Source organism: Cryobacterium ruanii, assembly GCF_004404055.1.
Taxonomy (GTDB): Bacteria; Actinomycetota; Actinomycetes; order Actinomycetales; family Microbacteriaceae; genus Cryobacterium; species Cryobacterium ruanii.
In genome coordinates, this window is sequence record NZ_SOHK01000007.1 from 329,037 (window position 1) to 343,699 (window position 14,663).

Here is a 14,663-nt window from a genome sequence, read left to right on the forward strand (position 1 = left end):
CACCGCCCAGCGGTCCGGAAAGCACGCTGTACCCCCGGGAGTTATCCACACGCAGCAGCCGGGACCCGGTCTGTCCACAGATTCAGGCCCCTCCGGGGCCTGATCCTGGTTAAGGGCCATGCTCGTGGCATGGTTACTCCACACGCACGAGTGCTCACCGTCAACGACCTGCCACTCGCCGAACTGTATGGCGCCCGACTCGACGGGCAGGTCTTTCAAGTCGCTGATTGCTGGTGCGTGATCGATGAAATAGACGGATGCGATACCCGGGCGGTCGCCGCCAGTCAGCTGGTCCCGCCCCGCGCCATCGCCGAGCGCCTGACCGCAGCGTGGATCTACGGCCTGGCACCGGAGCCGCGCCGCCACCAATTCTGTGTTCTGATCGGGGCACGCACGACCGCGCTGTGGTCGCCGCGGGCTCAGGTGCGCGAGATTGTGCGCACCCCCGATGATGTGCGCACCATCTCCGGTGTACGGGTGACCACTCCCCTGCGTACCGCCGTCGATCTCGCCCGCTACACGCCACACTCACCGTCGATGGCGACAACGACAGAACTGACCGCGCTCCTGGCCCGGCTGCTGCACTACGGTGAATACCCCGATGTCTCAGAGGCTGTGCGCTTGTGTAAACGAGGCAGCCCCGCCCACAGCACCCTCGCCGTGGCCAGATTCGGCACCGTCAATGCACCGCTCGCTGCGCTGAGACAGCGAACCCCATCGGGCAGTCCGACAAAGGTTGCCGGTTAGCCGTCGCTGACCCGGTAGACGTCGTAGACGGCATCAATGCGGCGCACGGCGTTCAGCACGCGGTCGAGGTGAGTGGTGTCCCCCATCTCGAAGATGAAACGGCTGAGCGCCAGGCGGTCGCTCGAGGTGTTGACGGTGGCGGAGAGGATGTTCACGTGGTGCTCGGACAATACGCGGGTGACGTCCGAGAGCAGTCCGGAACGGTCGAGGGCTTCGATTTGAATGTGTACCAGGAACAGGCTCTTGGACGTGGGCGCCCACTCGACCTCGATCATGCGCTCGGGCTCCTTGAGCAGGGACTGCACGTTGTGGCACGCCGCCTGGTGTACCGAGACGCCAGCACCGCGAGTGACGAAGCCGACGATTTTGTCACCGGGCACCGGGGTGCAGCAACGGGCGAGCTTGACCAGAATGTCGGGAGCGCCGCGAACGAGTACGCCGGAGTCGCCGTTGCGGGTGGTTTGCGGTCGACCGCGCGCGGCGACCGGAAAGTCGATGCTGTCGTTGTCTTCGATGCTCTGCACCGACGAGACGACCTTTTCGAGCACGGACTGGGTGGAGACGTGCCCCTCTCCGACGGCAGCGTAGAGAGCCGACACATCTTCGTACTTGAGTTGGGCAGCGACCTCCGCGAAGGAGTCCTGGTTCATTAGTTTCTGCAGCGGAAGGTTCTGCTTGCGCATAGCCCGCGCGATCGCGTCGCGGCCCTGCTCGATGGCTTCGTCGCGGCGTTCCTTGGTGAACCACTGTCGAATCTTGTTGCGCGCCCGTGGGCTCTTGACGAAGTTCAGCCAGTCCTTGCTCGGCCCGGAATCAGGGTTCTTGGAAGTGAACACCTCGACGACGTCGCCGGTGATGAGCTCGCTCTCCAGCGTAACCAGTCGGCCGTTGACCTTGGCCCCCATGGTGCGGTGGCCCACCTCGGTGTGCACAGCGTAGGCGAAGTCGACCGGGGTGGCGCCGGAGGGCAGGCCGATGACACGGCCTTTCGGCGTGAAGACGTAAACCTCTTTGGCGCCGATCTCGTAGCGCAACGAGTCGAGGAACTCGCCGGGGTCGGCCGTCTCGGCCTGCCAGTCCGAAATATGGGCGAGCCACGCCATGTCGGTGTCGCTCTGCGGACCGGGGCCGCCGGCACTCTTGCCGTTGACGTGTTCCTTGTATTTCCAGTGGGCAGCAACGCCGAATTCGGCGCGCTGGTGCATTTCGGTCGTGCGAATCTGAATTTCTACGGCGCGGCCACTTGGGCCCAGCACCGTCGTGTGCAGGGACTGGTACAGGTTGAACTTGGGAGTGGCGATGTAGTCCTTGAACCGGCCGGGCAGCGGTGTCCACCGGGCGTGGATGGAACCAAGCACGGCGTAGCAGTCCCGCACGGAGTTCACGAGAACGCGAATGCCGACGAGGTCGTAGATCTCGTCGAACTCCCGGCCACGCACGACCATTTTCTGGTATATCGAGTAGTACTGCTTAGGGCGCCCGGCGACCTTGCCGCGAATCCGCGCCGATTTCAGGTCATCGTTGATGGTGTCGATGACCTGCTGCACGAATTCCTCGCGCTGCGGCGTGCGCTGCCTGACCAGGCTTTCGATCTCGGCGTAGAGCTTGGGATAGAGCACGGCAAACGAGAGGTCTTCGAGTTCCCACTTGATCGTCTGGATTCCGAGGCGGTGCGCGAGGGGCGCGTAGATCTCCAGGGTCTCGGTGGCCTTGCGCACGGCGGACGCATTGGGTACGAATCCCCAAGTGCGAGCGTTGTGCAGCCGGTCGGCGAGTTTGATAATAAGCACGCGAATGTCCTTGGACATCGCGACGATCATCTTGCGCACGGTCTCGGCCTGGGTCGAATCGCCGTATTTCACCTTGTCGAGCTTGGTGACCCCGTCGACGAGCATCGCGATTTCATCGCCGAAGTCAGCGCGCAGGGCGTCCAGGGTGTAATCGGTGTCTTCGACGGTGTCGTGGAGCAGCGCGGCTGCTATGGTCTTGGTGCCGATGCCGAGGTCGGCTAGTATCTGCGCAACGGCGACGGGATGGGTGATGTACGGCTCACCGCTGCGACGAAGCTGTCCGTCATGGGCTCGCTCGGCGGCGGTGTACGCACGTTCGATGATCGACAGGTCCACCTTGGGGTGGTTCATTCGCACGGTTTTAATCAAGCGGTCGACGGCCCCTGCGGGCTGGGCACGGGAGAAGATCCGGGGCACCAGACGGCGCAGCGACGCCGGGGAAGGGGCCGTCGTATCCGTCATGTTTTCACCTCGTACGTCACGCCCGGTGAAACACGCGGGCAGGTATGCGTACTCCTAATTATGCCGGTTCGGGGCGACCTAACCGTACGCCCCCGGCGATCACAAGACGATCAGACGCAGAACCGGCCGGCCCGTGCGGGCCGACCGGTTCTGTCTTGCAGGATGCTGGGACTAGGCCGTGACGCTCTCCGCAGTGGGGGCCGACGCCTTCGCACGTGCCGCGAGGGCTCTCTTATCGTGTTTGCGAATGGCATCCTCGTTGTTTCGCAGCTGGGCGTAGAGCGGCGACGCAATGAAGATGGTCGAGTAGGTACCGACCAGAATTCCGATGAGGAGAGCCAGCGAGATATCGCGCAGCGTGCCGGCACCCAATACGAAAGCTCCGATGAACAAAATGGATGCGACGGGCAGAGCGGCGACGACCGAGGTGTTGATCGAACGCACGAGGGTCTGGTTCACGGCGAGGTTGACCGACTCGGAGAAGGTCCGGCTCGATCCTGACCCGTCAAAATTAGTGTTCTCACGAATCTTGTCGAAGACCACGACGGTGTCGTAAAGCGAGTAGCCGAGAATCGTCAGAAAACCGATAACGGCGGCGGGCGTAATTTCGAAGCCGGTGATTCCGTAGAATCCGGCGGTGATCACGAGGTCGTGCAGCAGGGCAACCATGGCTGCCACCGACATCTTCCAGGTGCGGAAGTAGATCGCCATGATGATGCCGGCGAGTACGAGGAACACGACGAGGGCGCGAAGCGCCTGCCCGGTGATGTCTTGCCCCCACGTAGCCCCGATGAACGAGGTGGCGACTTCGGTGACCGGAACGTCATAGGCGGCTGCGAGAGCGTCGCGCACTCCTGTCGTCTCGGTCTCCGACAGCTGGTCGGTCTGCACGCGCACACCGTCAGAGCCGACAGTGGAGACCTTTGGAACGGCGTCGGGAACGACGCTCGCCACGGCATCCGTTGCGATGCTCTCGGACTGGCTCGTGGCCTGCGAGACGACGAACTGGCTTCCGCCAGTGAACTCGATGCCGAAGACGAAGCCGCCGCGCAGCAGGAATGGGCCGACCAGGGCGATGAGGATCATACCGCCGGCGATCAGGTACCAGAGTTTACGGCGCCCGACGATGTTGAGCGAACGAGCGCCCGTATAGAGGTCATTTCCGAATTTCGAGAAGCTGGCCATCAGGAATCCTTCCCGTCCGTCGATCGATCAGTGCTGGTGCCCACGAGCTCAGACGCCTTGCGCTCGGCGATGGTCTGTCGTTTGGCGGCCTCCTTGCTCGAGGAAGAGACCTTTGTCGGCGAGATGGACGCCGAGGGCTCAAAGCGAGCCCGACCACGGTACACGGCACCAAGGGCGCGCGGATCGAGTCCGCTGAGTTTGTGGCCCTCGTTAAAGAATTTCGTCCTGGCTACGAGCTGCAGCATCGGGTGCGTGAACAGGCCGACCACGAGGAGGTCGACGATCGTGGTGAGGCCGAGGGTCAGGGCGAAGCCCCGCACATTGCCGACCGCGAGCACGAACAGCACGGCGGCGGCGAGGAAATTGACGACGTCGGATGCGACGATGGTGCGGAAGGCGCGCTTCCAGCCTGCTTCGACCGACGATTCCAGCCCGCGACCATCACGCAGTTCGTCGCGCACGCGTTCGAAGTAGACGATGAACGAGTCGGCGGTGATACCGATGGCCACGATCAAACCCGCCACTCCGGCCAGCGACAGGCGATAGCCCTCTCGCCAGGACAGGATGGTGATGAGCAGGTACGTGATCACCGCTGCCACACCGAGCGAGGCGACGGTGACGAGGCCAAGCAGTCGATATTGGGCGAGCGAGTACATAACGACGAGAATGAGACCGATCAGGCCGGCGATGAGGCCGTTGAGCAGCTGAGTCTTGCCGAGCGTTGCCGAGATGGTGTCCTGGCTCTGCACCGTGAAGCTGATCGGAAGGGCACCGAATTTGAGCTGGTCGGCCAGGGCCTTGGACGTCTCCTGATCGAACGACCCGGTGATCTGCGGCTTGCCGTCGAGGATGGCAGCCTGCGTGGCCGGGGCAGAGATCACTTGCCCGTCGAGCACGATGGCGAACTGGTTCTGTACACCGGTGAGGTTGAACAGGCGTTGGGTGACATCGGCGAATTTCGCGGTTCCGTCGCTGTTGAAGACGATGTTGACGGCCCACTCGCCCGTTGTGGCTCCGTTCTGCGTGGTGCGCTGGCCGTTGGTCGCATTCGCGATCGTGGACCCGTCCACTTCGACCGGTCCGAGAATATATTTGACCGAGTCGTCGGCTTCGCAGGTGATGAGCGGATCATTGGCCGGTGCCACGTTTGTCGCATTGATTTTGCTGCAGTCAAAGGCGTCATACTCGGCCTGGAGTGCCGGGGTGACGTAGTTGAGGTCGCTCGCGTCGGTTGGTTCGACGGCCGGTGTGGTCGACAAGCTAGGATCAACGGTGGCCTCGGGTACCGGCGTCGCGGTGCCGTCAGCACCGACGGTCTGGCCGGACGGCTGGCCCGCGACCAGAACGGCCCGAAACTCGAGTTTGGCTGACGACTTGATGCGTTCCAGCGTGGCGTCGTCGGGGGTACCGGGGATCGATACGACGATGTTCTGGCCACCCTGGGTGTTGATCTCCGACTCGGAAACGCCCGAGGAGTCAACGCGCTGGCGAATGATGCCCACCGCCTCGGAGAGCTGCTCCGACGTGACCGTCTGCCCGCTCTCGAGCTGCGGGGCAAGAATGATCTGCGTTCCGCCCTCGAGGTCGAGCGCCAGCTTCGGTGTCCACGAACCGTTCTGAGTGAGCACGCCAAAGGCGTTGAGGGCGATGAGGCCGACGATGAGCACGCCCAGCCAGGTCAGGGAACGCCAGGCTTTTTTGGCCGGAGACGACGACTTAGCCACCTATGAACTCAGCTTTCTGTTGGCGCCCACGCCAGAATGCGTGGGCGCGCCGCGTGATGCAGTACGAACGTTGGAGTGCGGAGCGAAACTACGCGTCGCCCTTTTTCGGCTGTTCGGTGGTTTCCGTGTCGGAGTCGGCGACGCGCTGACCGAATTCAGGTTCAGTGAGCGGATCGACGTTATCGGAGTCGTCTTCGACGTCGTCGGCGGCGGCAACAGGCTCGACCACGCGGGCGATGGTCTGACGGTGAATTTCGACGATGACGCCGGGCGCGATCTGCAACTCGACCTTGTTGGCCTCTTCATCTATGGCGATGATTGTGCCGTACATTCCGAAGTTGGTCATCACGTCGGCGCCGGGAACCATGGTGGCCTGCAGTGCTTCCTGGTCTTTCTTGCGCTTGCGGCCGTTGCGGAACATGAAGAAGACGAGGACGGCCAGGACGGCCAGCATGACGAGAGTGAGATTATCCATGGAGCGGTGAAACCTTCCGATTGCGGCGCGGGTGGCCGAAGTTTGCGAGTGGGGGCCCGGTCGACCTACGAGTAAATCCCTGCGGATATATTCGGTGTAGACAGACGGACCAAATTGAATTATAGGTCAAGAAGGGTCGCACTGCCGTGTGCAGTCAAGCCCGGTGGAGGGGCCAGACCGAAATGTCGCCAGGCTGCGCTGGTGGCAACCCGACCTCGCGGGGTACGCGTGAGGAAGCCTATCCGTACCAGGAACGGCTCAACGACCGCCTCCACCGTCTCGGACTCCTCGCCGACCGACACAGCCAGCGTGTTCAGGCCCACCGGCCCACCCCCGAAGCGGGTGAGGATGATCTTCATCACCTCGCGGTCGAGGCGATCAAGGCCGATCGCATCGACGTCATACAACTCGAGGGCAGCGTGCACTGCCGCGATGTCGGCCGCTCCCCCGTGCACGAGTGCATAGTCTCGAACCCGACGCAGCAGGCGGTTCGCGATCCGCGGTGTGCCCCGGCAACGTCCGGCGATCTCGGCGAGGGCATCCGCTTTGATCGGCAGGTCGATCAGCTGAGCGGCCCGGCCCAGAACCTGTTCGAGCTCACTCTCGGCGTAAAACTCGAGGTGTGCGGTGAAACCGAATCGGTCGCGCAGGGGATTGGGCAGCAGACCCGACCGGGTCGTGGCGCCGACCAGGGTGAACGGTGCCAGGTCGAGCGGAACCGAGGTAGCTCCGGCGCCCTTGCCCACCATAATGTCGATGCGAAAGTCCTCCATGGCGAGGTAGAGCATTTCTTCGGCAGACCGTGCCATGCGATGGATTTCGTCGATGAAGAGCACCTCGCCGGGCACGAGCGACGACAGTACGGCCGCGAGATCGCCGGCGTGTTGAATGGCCGGACCACTCGACATGCGCAACGGGCGGTTGCCCTCGTAGGCGACGATCATGGCCAGGGTGGTCTTGCCAAGTCCGGGTGGGCCCGCCAGGAGGATGTGGTCTGGCGTGCGATTCTGCATCGTCGCGGCGGTCAGCAGGAGTTGCAACTGACCGCGCACCTTTTTCTGGCCGACGAATTCAGCCAGGCTCGCCGGGCGCAGGGCGCCCTCGAAGGCCAGCTCGGATTCGCTCTCGAGCGAGGGGTTGGCGAGTTCGACGGCGGGGTGATCGATACGGGGATCGGGGTTCATGAGCGACCTGATCCATTCGTCGTCGCGGCTGCAGCAGCAGCACCAGTGGCATGGTGGGCTGCCGGGCCCAGGCGTCCGAGGGCCAGCCGGAGGACGACCGCAACCGCCGGCGGCGCTGAATCGTCGCCGGCGGCGTCTGCTAATTCGGTGAGGGTGTCATCGACGGCTTCGGCCGCGACGCGCTCCGACCAGCCGAGGCCGATCAGTGCCGCCTGCACGCTCGCGGCGACGGTGGTGGTGGTGGTGGTGCCGGGCTGGCGCGTTGGTGTGCTTGCGGCCGTCACGGCGAGCTTGCCGGCCAGTGAGAGCACGATGAGTTTCGCGGTCTTCGGCCCGATGCCGCTGACCTTCCGAAACGCGCCGTCGTCGTCACCGGCTATAGCCTGGGCGATCTGGTTGGGGGTGAGCACCGCGAGCACGCCGAGGGCCGACTTGGGGCCGACGCCGGTCACTCCGACGAGCAGTTCGAAGACCACGAGCTCATCAGCGGTGGGAAAGCCGTAGAGGGTGAGCGAGTCTTCGCGCACGATGAGAGTTGTCACCAGCCGTGCTTCATCGTTGATGCGCACCCCGAGCGCGGTGGCCGGCGTCACCTGCACGGCGAGGCCGACTCCCCCGACCTCGATCACGACGGTTGAGCCCAGGGCGGACAAGACAAGGCCACGTACGGAAGAGATCACCGCTTTAGACTACGGTGCACCACTGACAGTGCTGGCACCGACCCACGCTCAGCGGCGCGCCACGCTTTCTGGGCCGGGGTGAGTGCTCCGGGCGTGGCGGTGGCCGCTTTTACCGAGGCGACAGTCGGCAGAGTGCCCCCTGATGCCCCGGTGCGCCAGGCGTGGCAGATGGCGAGGGCGAGGGCATCCGCTGCGTCAGCCGGTTTGGGAATCTCGGTCAGCCCGAGGATTCGGGCGACCATGGTACCGACCTGTTTTTTGTCGGCGGCACCGTAACCGGTGATGGCGGCCTTGACCTCGCTCGGCGTGTGCAGGGTCACCGGCAGGCCGCGCTGCGCGGCGAGCAGCAGGGCGACACCGCTGATCTGCGCGGTGCCCATGACGGTGCGCACGTTGTGCTGGGCGAAGACCCGCTCAATGGCGATGAACTGCGGACGGTGACGGTCGAACATTTCTTCCAGCCCCTGGGACAACGAGAGTAGCCGTTGTTCCAAGGGCAGGTCGGTGGCACTCCGTAGCACGGTCACGTCGACGAGTCGGGCTGACCGGTTGCCCTCGACGTCGACCACTCCAACACCGCAGCGGGTGAGGCCCGGGTCGATGCCGAGAACTCGGACCGCCATCGAATTACTCGGACTCGCTCGCGAGAGCGGCCTGAACCTCGGCCGACAGGTCGTAGTTGGAGTAGACGTTCTGCACGTCGTCGAGGTCTTCGATCGCGTCGATCAGGTGGAACACCTTGCGGGCGGTTTCGGCGTCGACCTCGACCCTGAGGGACGGTATGAACGCGATATCAGCCGACTCGTAGTCGATGCCGGCGGTCTGCAGGGCGGTGCGGGTGGCGACGAGGTTGCTCACGTCGGAGTGGATCTCAAACGTGTCGCCCTCATCGATGACTTCTTCGGCACCGGCGTCGAGCACGGCGAGCATGATGTCGTCTTCGGTGATCGTCGGCAGGTGTTTGACCACGACGACGCCCTTGCGGTGAAAGTTGTAGGCGACACTGCCCGGGTCAGCCATGGCTCCGCCGTTGCGGGCCATCGCGGTGCGCACCTCGGCCGCGGCGCGGTTCTTGTTGTCGGTGAGGCACTCGATCATGATGGCGACGCCGTGGGTGGCATAGCCCTCGTACATGATGGTCGTGTAGTCGACCTGCTCGCCCGACAGCCCGGCACCGCGCTTGACGGCCCGGTCGATGTTGTCGTTGGGCACCGAGGTCTTCTTGGCCTTCTGGATGGCGTCGACCAGGGTGGGGTTGCCAGAGAGGTCAGCGCCGCCGAGTCGGGCCGCGACCTCGATGTTCTTGATGAGCTTGGCGAACGCCTTGGCCCGCCGTGAGTCGGTGACCGCCTTCTGGTGTTTGGTGGTGGCCCATTTGGAATGCCCGGACATACGTCTCCCGTTGTTGTGCTCGATCAAGCCGTGTTCGATCAAGTTCTCAGTGATCGTTGCAAAGACAGTGCACGCGAAGGTGCCGCGCCAGTCTATCCCGGAGTGACTTCCAGCAGCTTGTGCAGCGTGTGCAGGTTGCGGGTGGTGGTCGTGTCGCGGTACTTGAGCTTGGCGCTCTTCTTACTGAAGGCACTCTTGATGCCGACGGCCTTGCGAACCTCCCAGTACAGCACACCGTGGCCGAGTTCGATGCGTTCGTCGGCGGCCTCGAGCTCCCTGGCGTGTCCGGCGAGTTCGCTGAGATGGCCGGTGTCGGAGGAGAACATGACGTAGGCATGCCAACCGTCATGGTCGGCGTTGAAGGGGTAGGCGCGCACGACTCGGTCGAGCGACTCCGCGTCGACGAGCACAATCCAGGCCTCGTACTCGAACCGGGCGGTCAGGGCCGCTTCAATGCGGGCCTTGAGGGCGGCGGCATCCGCTTTGTCGACGAGGGGGCTGTCGATGCTGAAGATTACGTTGCCGCTCGCCAGCACAGTTTTGACGTCGGTGTAACCGAGGTCGTGAAAGGTGCCGACGAGGTCGGCCATGGCTATGGTGATGCCGTTGACGTTGATGCCGCGCAGAAGTGCTACATAACGGGTCATCGTTGACCGCCGGTTGTCTGAGTCATGTCTGAACCCTAGCCACACTCGCGCGCCCGGCACAATTGAGCGGCTTATCGCCGGACTGCGGCGGCCACCTTTTGCAGGAAATACCGGTGAAAACGATATTCGCCGGTGATTTCCGGGTGAAAAGAAGTTCCGAGCAGGTTGCCCTGCTCCACGGCAACGCACCGCCCGTCGTCGAGGGTGGCCAGCGCCGTGGCCCGCGGACCGACGGTCTCGACGACCGGAGCCCGGATGAAGACCGCGTGCACGGGCTGCTTGCCAAGCGCCGGAATGTCGAGATCGGTCTCAAACGAGGCCGTTTGGGAGCCGAACGCGTTGCGGCGCACAGCGATATCGAGCCCGCCGAGGCTCTGCTGCCCGGTAATGCCGTCAAGAACCGTGTCGGCGAGCATGATCAGGCCGGCGCAGGTGCCGTAGATCGGCAGCCCGCCCCGGATGGCCGCTCTGAGCGGCTCCGCGAGGCCGAACGTGCGGGCGAGTTTGTCCATGACGCTGGATTCGCCGCCCGGAATAACCAGACCGTCTAACGGTGCGAGTTCCTCCGAACGGCGCACCAGATCGACGCTCGCTCCGAGCTCGCGCAGCACCTGCGCGTGCTCACGAAAATCGCCCTGCAGCGCGAGCACCCCGACGCGCAGTCCTGCCGGGACAGCTGTTTCTGCCGGTCGGGCGCGCACGGAGAGAATCGTCACGAACGGATGCGCTACCAGCCGCGGGAGGCGAGGCGGTGCGGCGCGGGGATGTCGGACACGTTGATGCCGACCATCGCCTCGCCAAGGCCGCGGGAGACCTCCGCGATGACCTTGGCGTCGTCGTAGAACGTGACGGCCCTGACGATGGCCGCTGCGCGCTGCTCAGGGTTGCCCGACTTGAAGACTCCCGAACCGACGAACACGCCGTCAGCTCCGAGCTGCATCATCATGGCAGCGTCGGCCGGTGTGGCTACGCCTCCGGCGGTGAACAGCACGACGGGCAGCTTACCGGTCGAGGCGATCTCAGCGACGAGCTCGTACGGTGCCTGCAGTTCCTTGGCGGCGACATACAGTTCATCGCGGCTCATCGAGGTGAGGCGCTTGATCTCGCCGTTGATGGTGCGGATGTGCTTGGTGGCTTCGGAGACATCGCCGGTGCCGGCCTCGCCCTTGGAGCGAATCATGGCTGCGCCCTCGTTGATGCGGCGGAGCGCCTCACCGAGGTTGGTAGCGCCGCAGACGAAGGGAAGAGTGAAGTTCCACTTGTCGATGTGATTCACGTAGTCGGCCGGGCTGAGCACTTCGGACTCGTCGATATAGTCAACGCCGAGCACCTCGAGAATCTGCGCTTCGACGAAGTGGCCGATGCGTGCCTTCGCCATGACCGGAATGTTGACCTCAGCGATGATGCTGTCGATCAGGTCGGGGTCGCTCATGCGAGCCACACCACCCTGCGAGCGGATGTCGGCGGGAACGCGCTCGAGAGCCATCACGGCGACAGCGCCGGCGTCTTCGGCAATACGAGCCTGGGCAGCGGTGACGACGTCCATGATGACGCCGCCCTTGAGCATTTCGGAGAGTCCACGCTTAACGCGGCTCGAGCCGAACTGTTCGGCGGAGATTGATTCAGTCATAACTACGATCCTATTCCTTGCACGGTGGTGGTCTGGTCGCGGGCTGCTGATAGTCTGCGCAAAACAGCTGGGGTCACCAGCATGCCCCCGACCGTGTGCAAGCTAGCGGTCGGCGTTCGAGCCCGCAACGCCGGGCCATCCGTTTGCAATTTCTCGACGCACGTCGCCGAGCAGGCGCGGAATGGCCTTGGTGCCGGCGATGATGGGAAAGAAGTTGGAGTCGAGGGCCCAGCGCGGGACGATGTGCTGGTGCAGGTGTTCGGCGATGCCGGCCCCGGCGATGCGCCCCTGGTTCATGCCGAGATTGAAGCCGTCACAATTCGACACCTGGGTGAGCACCCGCATGGCGATCTGGGTGAGCTCACCGATCTCGGCGACCTCCTGAGGCGTGGCCTGGTCGTAGGTGGCCACGTGCCGGTACGGGCAGACCAGGAGGTGGCCAGTGTTGTAGGGAAACAGGTTGAGCAGCACGTAAGCGTGGGTGCCGCGCGCGACGATCAGCGCCTTCTCATCGGATAGCCCGGGAGCAATGCAGAACGGGCAGTCATCGGGATGCGGCTGCTGGCCGTCCTGGATGTAGACCATCCGATGCGGCGTCCAAAGCCGTTGGAACGCATCCGGAACGGCCGCGAATTCGTCAGACGTCTCACCGGCACCGGCGTCGGCAGCATCGGAGCCGCGCAGTCGATCGGAGGGAATTTCGCCCACGCTAAGCCCGCACGTTGGCGGCGGCGGGAATGACCGGGGTGGTCACGACCTGTGCGCGATTCTCGATTGATTCCACGATGAGGCGCACGGCTTCGGCCACCGGCACACCGTTTTGCTGCGTGCCGTCGCGGTAGCGAAAGCTCACCGCCCCGTTGGCCTGGTCGTCTTCGCCCACAATGAGCTGGTACGGCACCTTGGCCTTGGTGTGGGTGCGGATCTTCTTCTGCATGCGGTCATCGGAGTGGTCGACCTCAGCGCGCACGCCGGCCTTCTTCAGGGTCGCGATCACGTCGTCGAGGTACGCGCCGTACTGCTCGGACACGGGAATGCCAACGACCTGCACCGGCGCCAGCCACACCGGGAAGGCTCCGGCGTAGTGTTCGGTGAGTACGGCGAAGAATCGCTCGATCGAGCCGAACAGGGCACGGTGGATCATGACCGGACGCTGGCGGCTGCCGTCGTTCGCGGTGTACTCGAGGTCGAACCGTTCGGGCAGGTTGAAGTCCAGCTGGATGGTTGACATCTGCCAGGTGCGGCCGATGGCGTCACGGGCCTGCACCGAGATCTTGGGGCCGTAGAACGCCGCCCCGCCCGGGTCGGCGACCAGATCGAGACCGGATGCCTCGGCGACCTCCCGCAGCGTTTCGGTGGCTTCATCCCACGCTTCGTCGCTACCGACGAATTTCTTGGGGTCTTTGGTCGACAACTCGAGGTAATAGTCCTCGAGGCCGTAATCGGCGAGCAGTTGCAGCACGAAGTGGAGGGTGCTCGTGAGCTCCTCTTTCATGCCCTCTTTGGTCGTGTAGATGTGAGCGTCGTCCTGGGTCATGCCACGCACGCGGGTGAGCCCGTTGAGCACGCCGGACTTCTCGTAGCGATAGACCGACCCAAATTCGAAAAGCCGCATCGGCAGTTCACGGTAGCTGCGGCCGCTTGACTTGAAGATGAGGTTGTGGAACGGGCAGTTCATGGGCTTGAGGTAGTAGTCGACGCCCTGACGGGTGACGTGGCCGGTCTCGTCGCGTTCCTCGTCGAGGTGCATCGGGGGGAACATGCCCTCGCGGTACCAGTCGAGATGGCCGGAGGTTTCGAACAGTGTCGACTTGGTGATGTGCGGGGAGTAGACGAAGTCGTAGCCGCCCTCGATGTGGCGTTTGCGGGAGTAGTTCTCCATCTCCTGCCGAATGATGCCGCCCTTGGGGTGGAACACGGCCAGGCCGGAACCGATCTCTTCCGGAAAGCTGAACAGGTCTAGTTCGGCGCCGAGTTTGCGGTGGTCGCGCCTGGCTGCTTCTTCCTGGCGGGTCTGGTACGCGCGCAGTTCGTCTTTGGTGGGCCACGCGGTGCCGTAGATGCGCTGCAATTGCGGGTTCTTCTCCGAGCCGCGCCAGTAAGCGGCGGCGAGGCGGGTGAGCGAGTAGCCGTTGCCGATCATGCGGGTGTTCGGCAGGTGCGGGCCACGGCAGAGGTCTTTCCAGACCGTTTCCCCCGTTTTCGGGTCCACGTTGTCGTATATGGTGAGCTCGGCGCCACCAACCTCGACCGACTCGTTGTCCTCGGTGCTGGACGAGCCGCCCTTGAGGCCGATGAGTTCGAGCTTGTACGGCTCGGCGGCCAGTTCGGCCCGGGCTTCGTCATCGGTCACGACTCGACGCACGAAGCGCTGACCCTGACGGATGATGCGGTCCATCGCCTTCTCAAGCGACTTCACGTCGTCGGGGGTGAACGGAACCTCGACGTCGAAGTCATAGTAGAAACCGTCGGTGATGGGCGGGCCGATTCCGAGCTTGGCGCTGGGGTTGACCGTCTGCACCGCCTGGGCGAGCACGTGAGCGGCGGAGTGGCGCAAAATGTTGAGGCCGTCGGCAGAATCTATACTCACCGGTTCGACGGCATCCGTTGGCAACACGGTGGTCGCCAGGTCTTTCAACTCACCGTTCACCCGCATTGCGACAATGGATCGATCGGTGAAAAGCGCAAAGCCGTCAGCCACGTGTATAACTCCCTGTTGTTTGCCTACCCGTCAACTTTAGCGGCGT

At 63.9% G+C, this 14,663-nt stretch carries 14 protein-coding genes; 1 reads left to right on the forward strand and 13 read right to left on the reverse strand.

The genetic code is table 11. The features are described 5' to 3' along the window. Positions 1-129: 129 nt before the first annotated feature. Entirely contained in the window at positions 130-747 is a 618-nt protein-coding gene (locus E3T47_RS04990) for a type IV toxin-antitoxin system AbiEi family antitoxin (RefSeq protein WP_134554817.1), read from the forward strand. Here E3T47_RS04990 and E3T47_RS04995 read toward each other — a convergent pair. The 13 genes from E3T47_RS04995 to thrS form a co-directional block, all read right to left on the reverse strand. Then, positions 744-2,999: a RelA/SpoT family protein gene (locus E3T47_RS04995; protein WP_134554819.1), complete on the reverse strand. Its 2,256-nt coding sequence runs from the start codon at positions 2,997-2,999 to the stop codon at positions 744-746. The genes E3T47_RS04990 and E3T47_RS04995 overlap by 4 nt on opposite strands. 171 nt (positions 3,000-3,170) lie before the next feature. Further along, entirely contained in the window at positions 3,171-4,184 is a 1,014-nt protein-coding gene (gene secF, locus E3T47_RS05000; RefSeq protein WP_134554821.1) for a protein translocase subunit SecF, read from the reverse strand. Further along, positions 4,184-5,908, reverse strand: coding sequence for a protein translocase subunit SecD (gene secD, locus E3T47_RS05005; RefSeq protein ID WP_134554823.1), 1,725 nt, complete (start codon positions 5,906-5,908; stop codon positions 4,184-4,186). Before secD ends, secF begins: the two co-directional genes overlap by 1 nt. Before the next feature lie 88 nt (positions 5,909-5,996). Next, a complete protein-coding gene (gene yajC, locus E3T47_RS05010) occupies positions 5,997-6,383 on the reverse strand; it encodes a preprotein translocase subunit YajC (protein WP_134554825.1) in 387 nt (128 codons plus the stop codon). A gap of 119 nt (positions 6,384-6,502) precedes the next feature. Beyond that, positions 6,503-7,567 (reverse strand): Holliday junction branch migration DNA helicase RuvB, encoded by a 1,065-nt coding sequence (gene ruvB / locus E3T47_RS05015; RefSeq protein ID WP_134554827.1) that lies wholly within the window; start codon positions 7,565-7,567, stop codon positions 6,503-6,505. Beyond that, positions 7,564-8,247, reverse strand: coding sequence for a Holliday junction branch migration protein RuvA (gene ruvA / locus E3T47_RS05020; protein WP_134554829.1), 684 nt, complete (start codon positions 8,245-8,247; stop codon positions 7,564-7,566). Before ruvA ends, ruvB begins: the two co-directional genes overlap by 4 nt. Beyond that, positions 8,244-8,870: a crossover junction endodeoxyribonuclease RuvC gene (ruvC, locus tag E3T47_RS05025; RefSeq protein ID WP_134554831.1), complete on the reverse strand. Its 627-nt coding sequence runs from the start codon at positions 8,868-8,870 to the stop codon at positions 8,244-8,246. Before ruvC ends, ruvA begins: the two co-directional genes overlap by 4 nt. Before the next feature lie 4 nt (positions 8,871-8,874). Next, positions 8,875-9,639 carry a YebC/PmpR family DNA-binding transcriptional regulator gene (locus E3T47_RS05030; protein WP_134554833.1) on the reverse strand — a complete coding sequence of 255 codons (765 nt, stop codon included), beginning with the start codon at positions 9,637-9,639 and terminating at the stop codon, positions 8,875-8,877. 92 nt (positions 9,640-9,731) lie between these two features. Further along, positions 9,732-10,286 carry a DUF1697 domain-containing protein gene (locus tag E3T47_RS05035; protein ID WP_134554835.1) on the reverse strand — a complete coding sequence of 185 codons (555 nt, stop codon included), beginning with the start codon at positions 10,284-10,286 and terminating at the stop codon, positions 9,732-9,734. 71 nt (positions 10,287-10,357) lie between these two features. Beyond that, on the reverse strand, positions 10,358-10,996 hold the full coding sequence (gene pdxT, locus E3T47_RS05040) for a pyridoxal 5'-phosphate synthase glutaminase subunit PdxT (RefSeq protein ID WP_241981972.1): 639 nt from the start codon (positions 10,994-10,996) through the stop codon (positions 10,358-10,360). A gap of 17 nt (positions 10,997-11,013) precedes the next feature. Next, on the reverse strand, positions 11,014-11,916 hold the full coding sequence (pdxS, locus tag E3T47_RS05045; protein WP_134554837.1) for a pyridoxal 5'-phosphate synthase lyase subunit PdxS: 903 nt from the start codon (positions 11,914-11,916) through the stop codon (positions 11,014-11,016). Between the two features lie 102 nt (positions 11,917-12,018). Further along, a complete protein-coding gene (locus tag E3T47_RS05050; protein WP_134555116.1) occupies positions 12,019-12,600 on the reverse strand; it encodes an HIT family protein in 582 nt (193 codons plus the stop codon). A 25-nt stretch (positions 12,601-12,625) separates the two neighbouring features. Continuing rightward, positions 12,626-14,572 carry a threonine--tRNA ligase gene (thrS, locus tag E3T47_RS05055; RefSeq protein WP_241981973.1) on the reverse strand — a complete coding sequence of 649 codons (1,947 nt, stop codon included), beginning with the start codon at positions 14,570-14,572 and terminating at the stop codon, positions 12,626-12,628. Between the last annotated feature and the right edge of the window lie 91 nt (positions 14,573-14,663).

Bases quoted from the DNA above. Each gene is read 5' to 3' on its own strand.
- E3T47_RS04990 (WP_134554817.1), top strand. From the start codon at position 130: ATGGTTACTCCACACGCACGAGTGCTCACCGTCAACGACCTGCCACTC.
- ruvB (WP_134554827.1), bottom strand. From the start codon at position 7,567: ATGAACCCCGATCCCCGTATCGATCACCCCGCCGTCGAACTCGCCAAC.
- ruvC (WP_134554831.1), bottom strand. From the start codon at position 8,870: ATGGCGGTCCGAGTTCTCGGCATCGACCCGGGCCTCACCCGCTGCGGT.
- E3T47_RS05030 (WP_134554833.1), bottom strand. From the start codon at position 9,639: ATGTCCGGGCATTCCAAATGGGCCACCACCAAACACCAGAAGGCGGTC.
- E3T47_RS05035 (WP_134554835.1), bottom strand. From the start codon at position 10,286: ATGACCCGTTATGTAGCACTTCTGCGCGGCATCAACGTCAACGGCATC.
- E3T47_RS04995 (WP_134554819.1), bottom strand. From the start codon at position 2,999: ATGACGGATACGACGGCCCCTTCCCCGGCGTCGCTGCGCCGTCTGGTG.
- secF (WP_134554821.1), bottom strand. From the start codon at position 4,184: ATGGCCAGCTTCTCGAAATTCGGAAATGACCTCTATACGGGCGCTCGT.
- thrS (WP_241981973.1), bottom strand. From the start codon at position 14,572: ATGCGGGTGAACGGTGAGTTGAAAGACCTGGCGACCACCGTGTTGCCA.
- pdxS (WP_134554837.1), bottom strand. From the start codon at position 11,916: ATGACTGAATCAATCTCCGCCGAACAGTTCGGCTCGAGCCGCGTTAAG.
- yajC (WP_134554825.1), bottom strand. From the start codon at position 6,383: ATGGATAATCTCACTCTCGTCATGCTGGCCGTCCTGGCCGTCCTCGTC.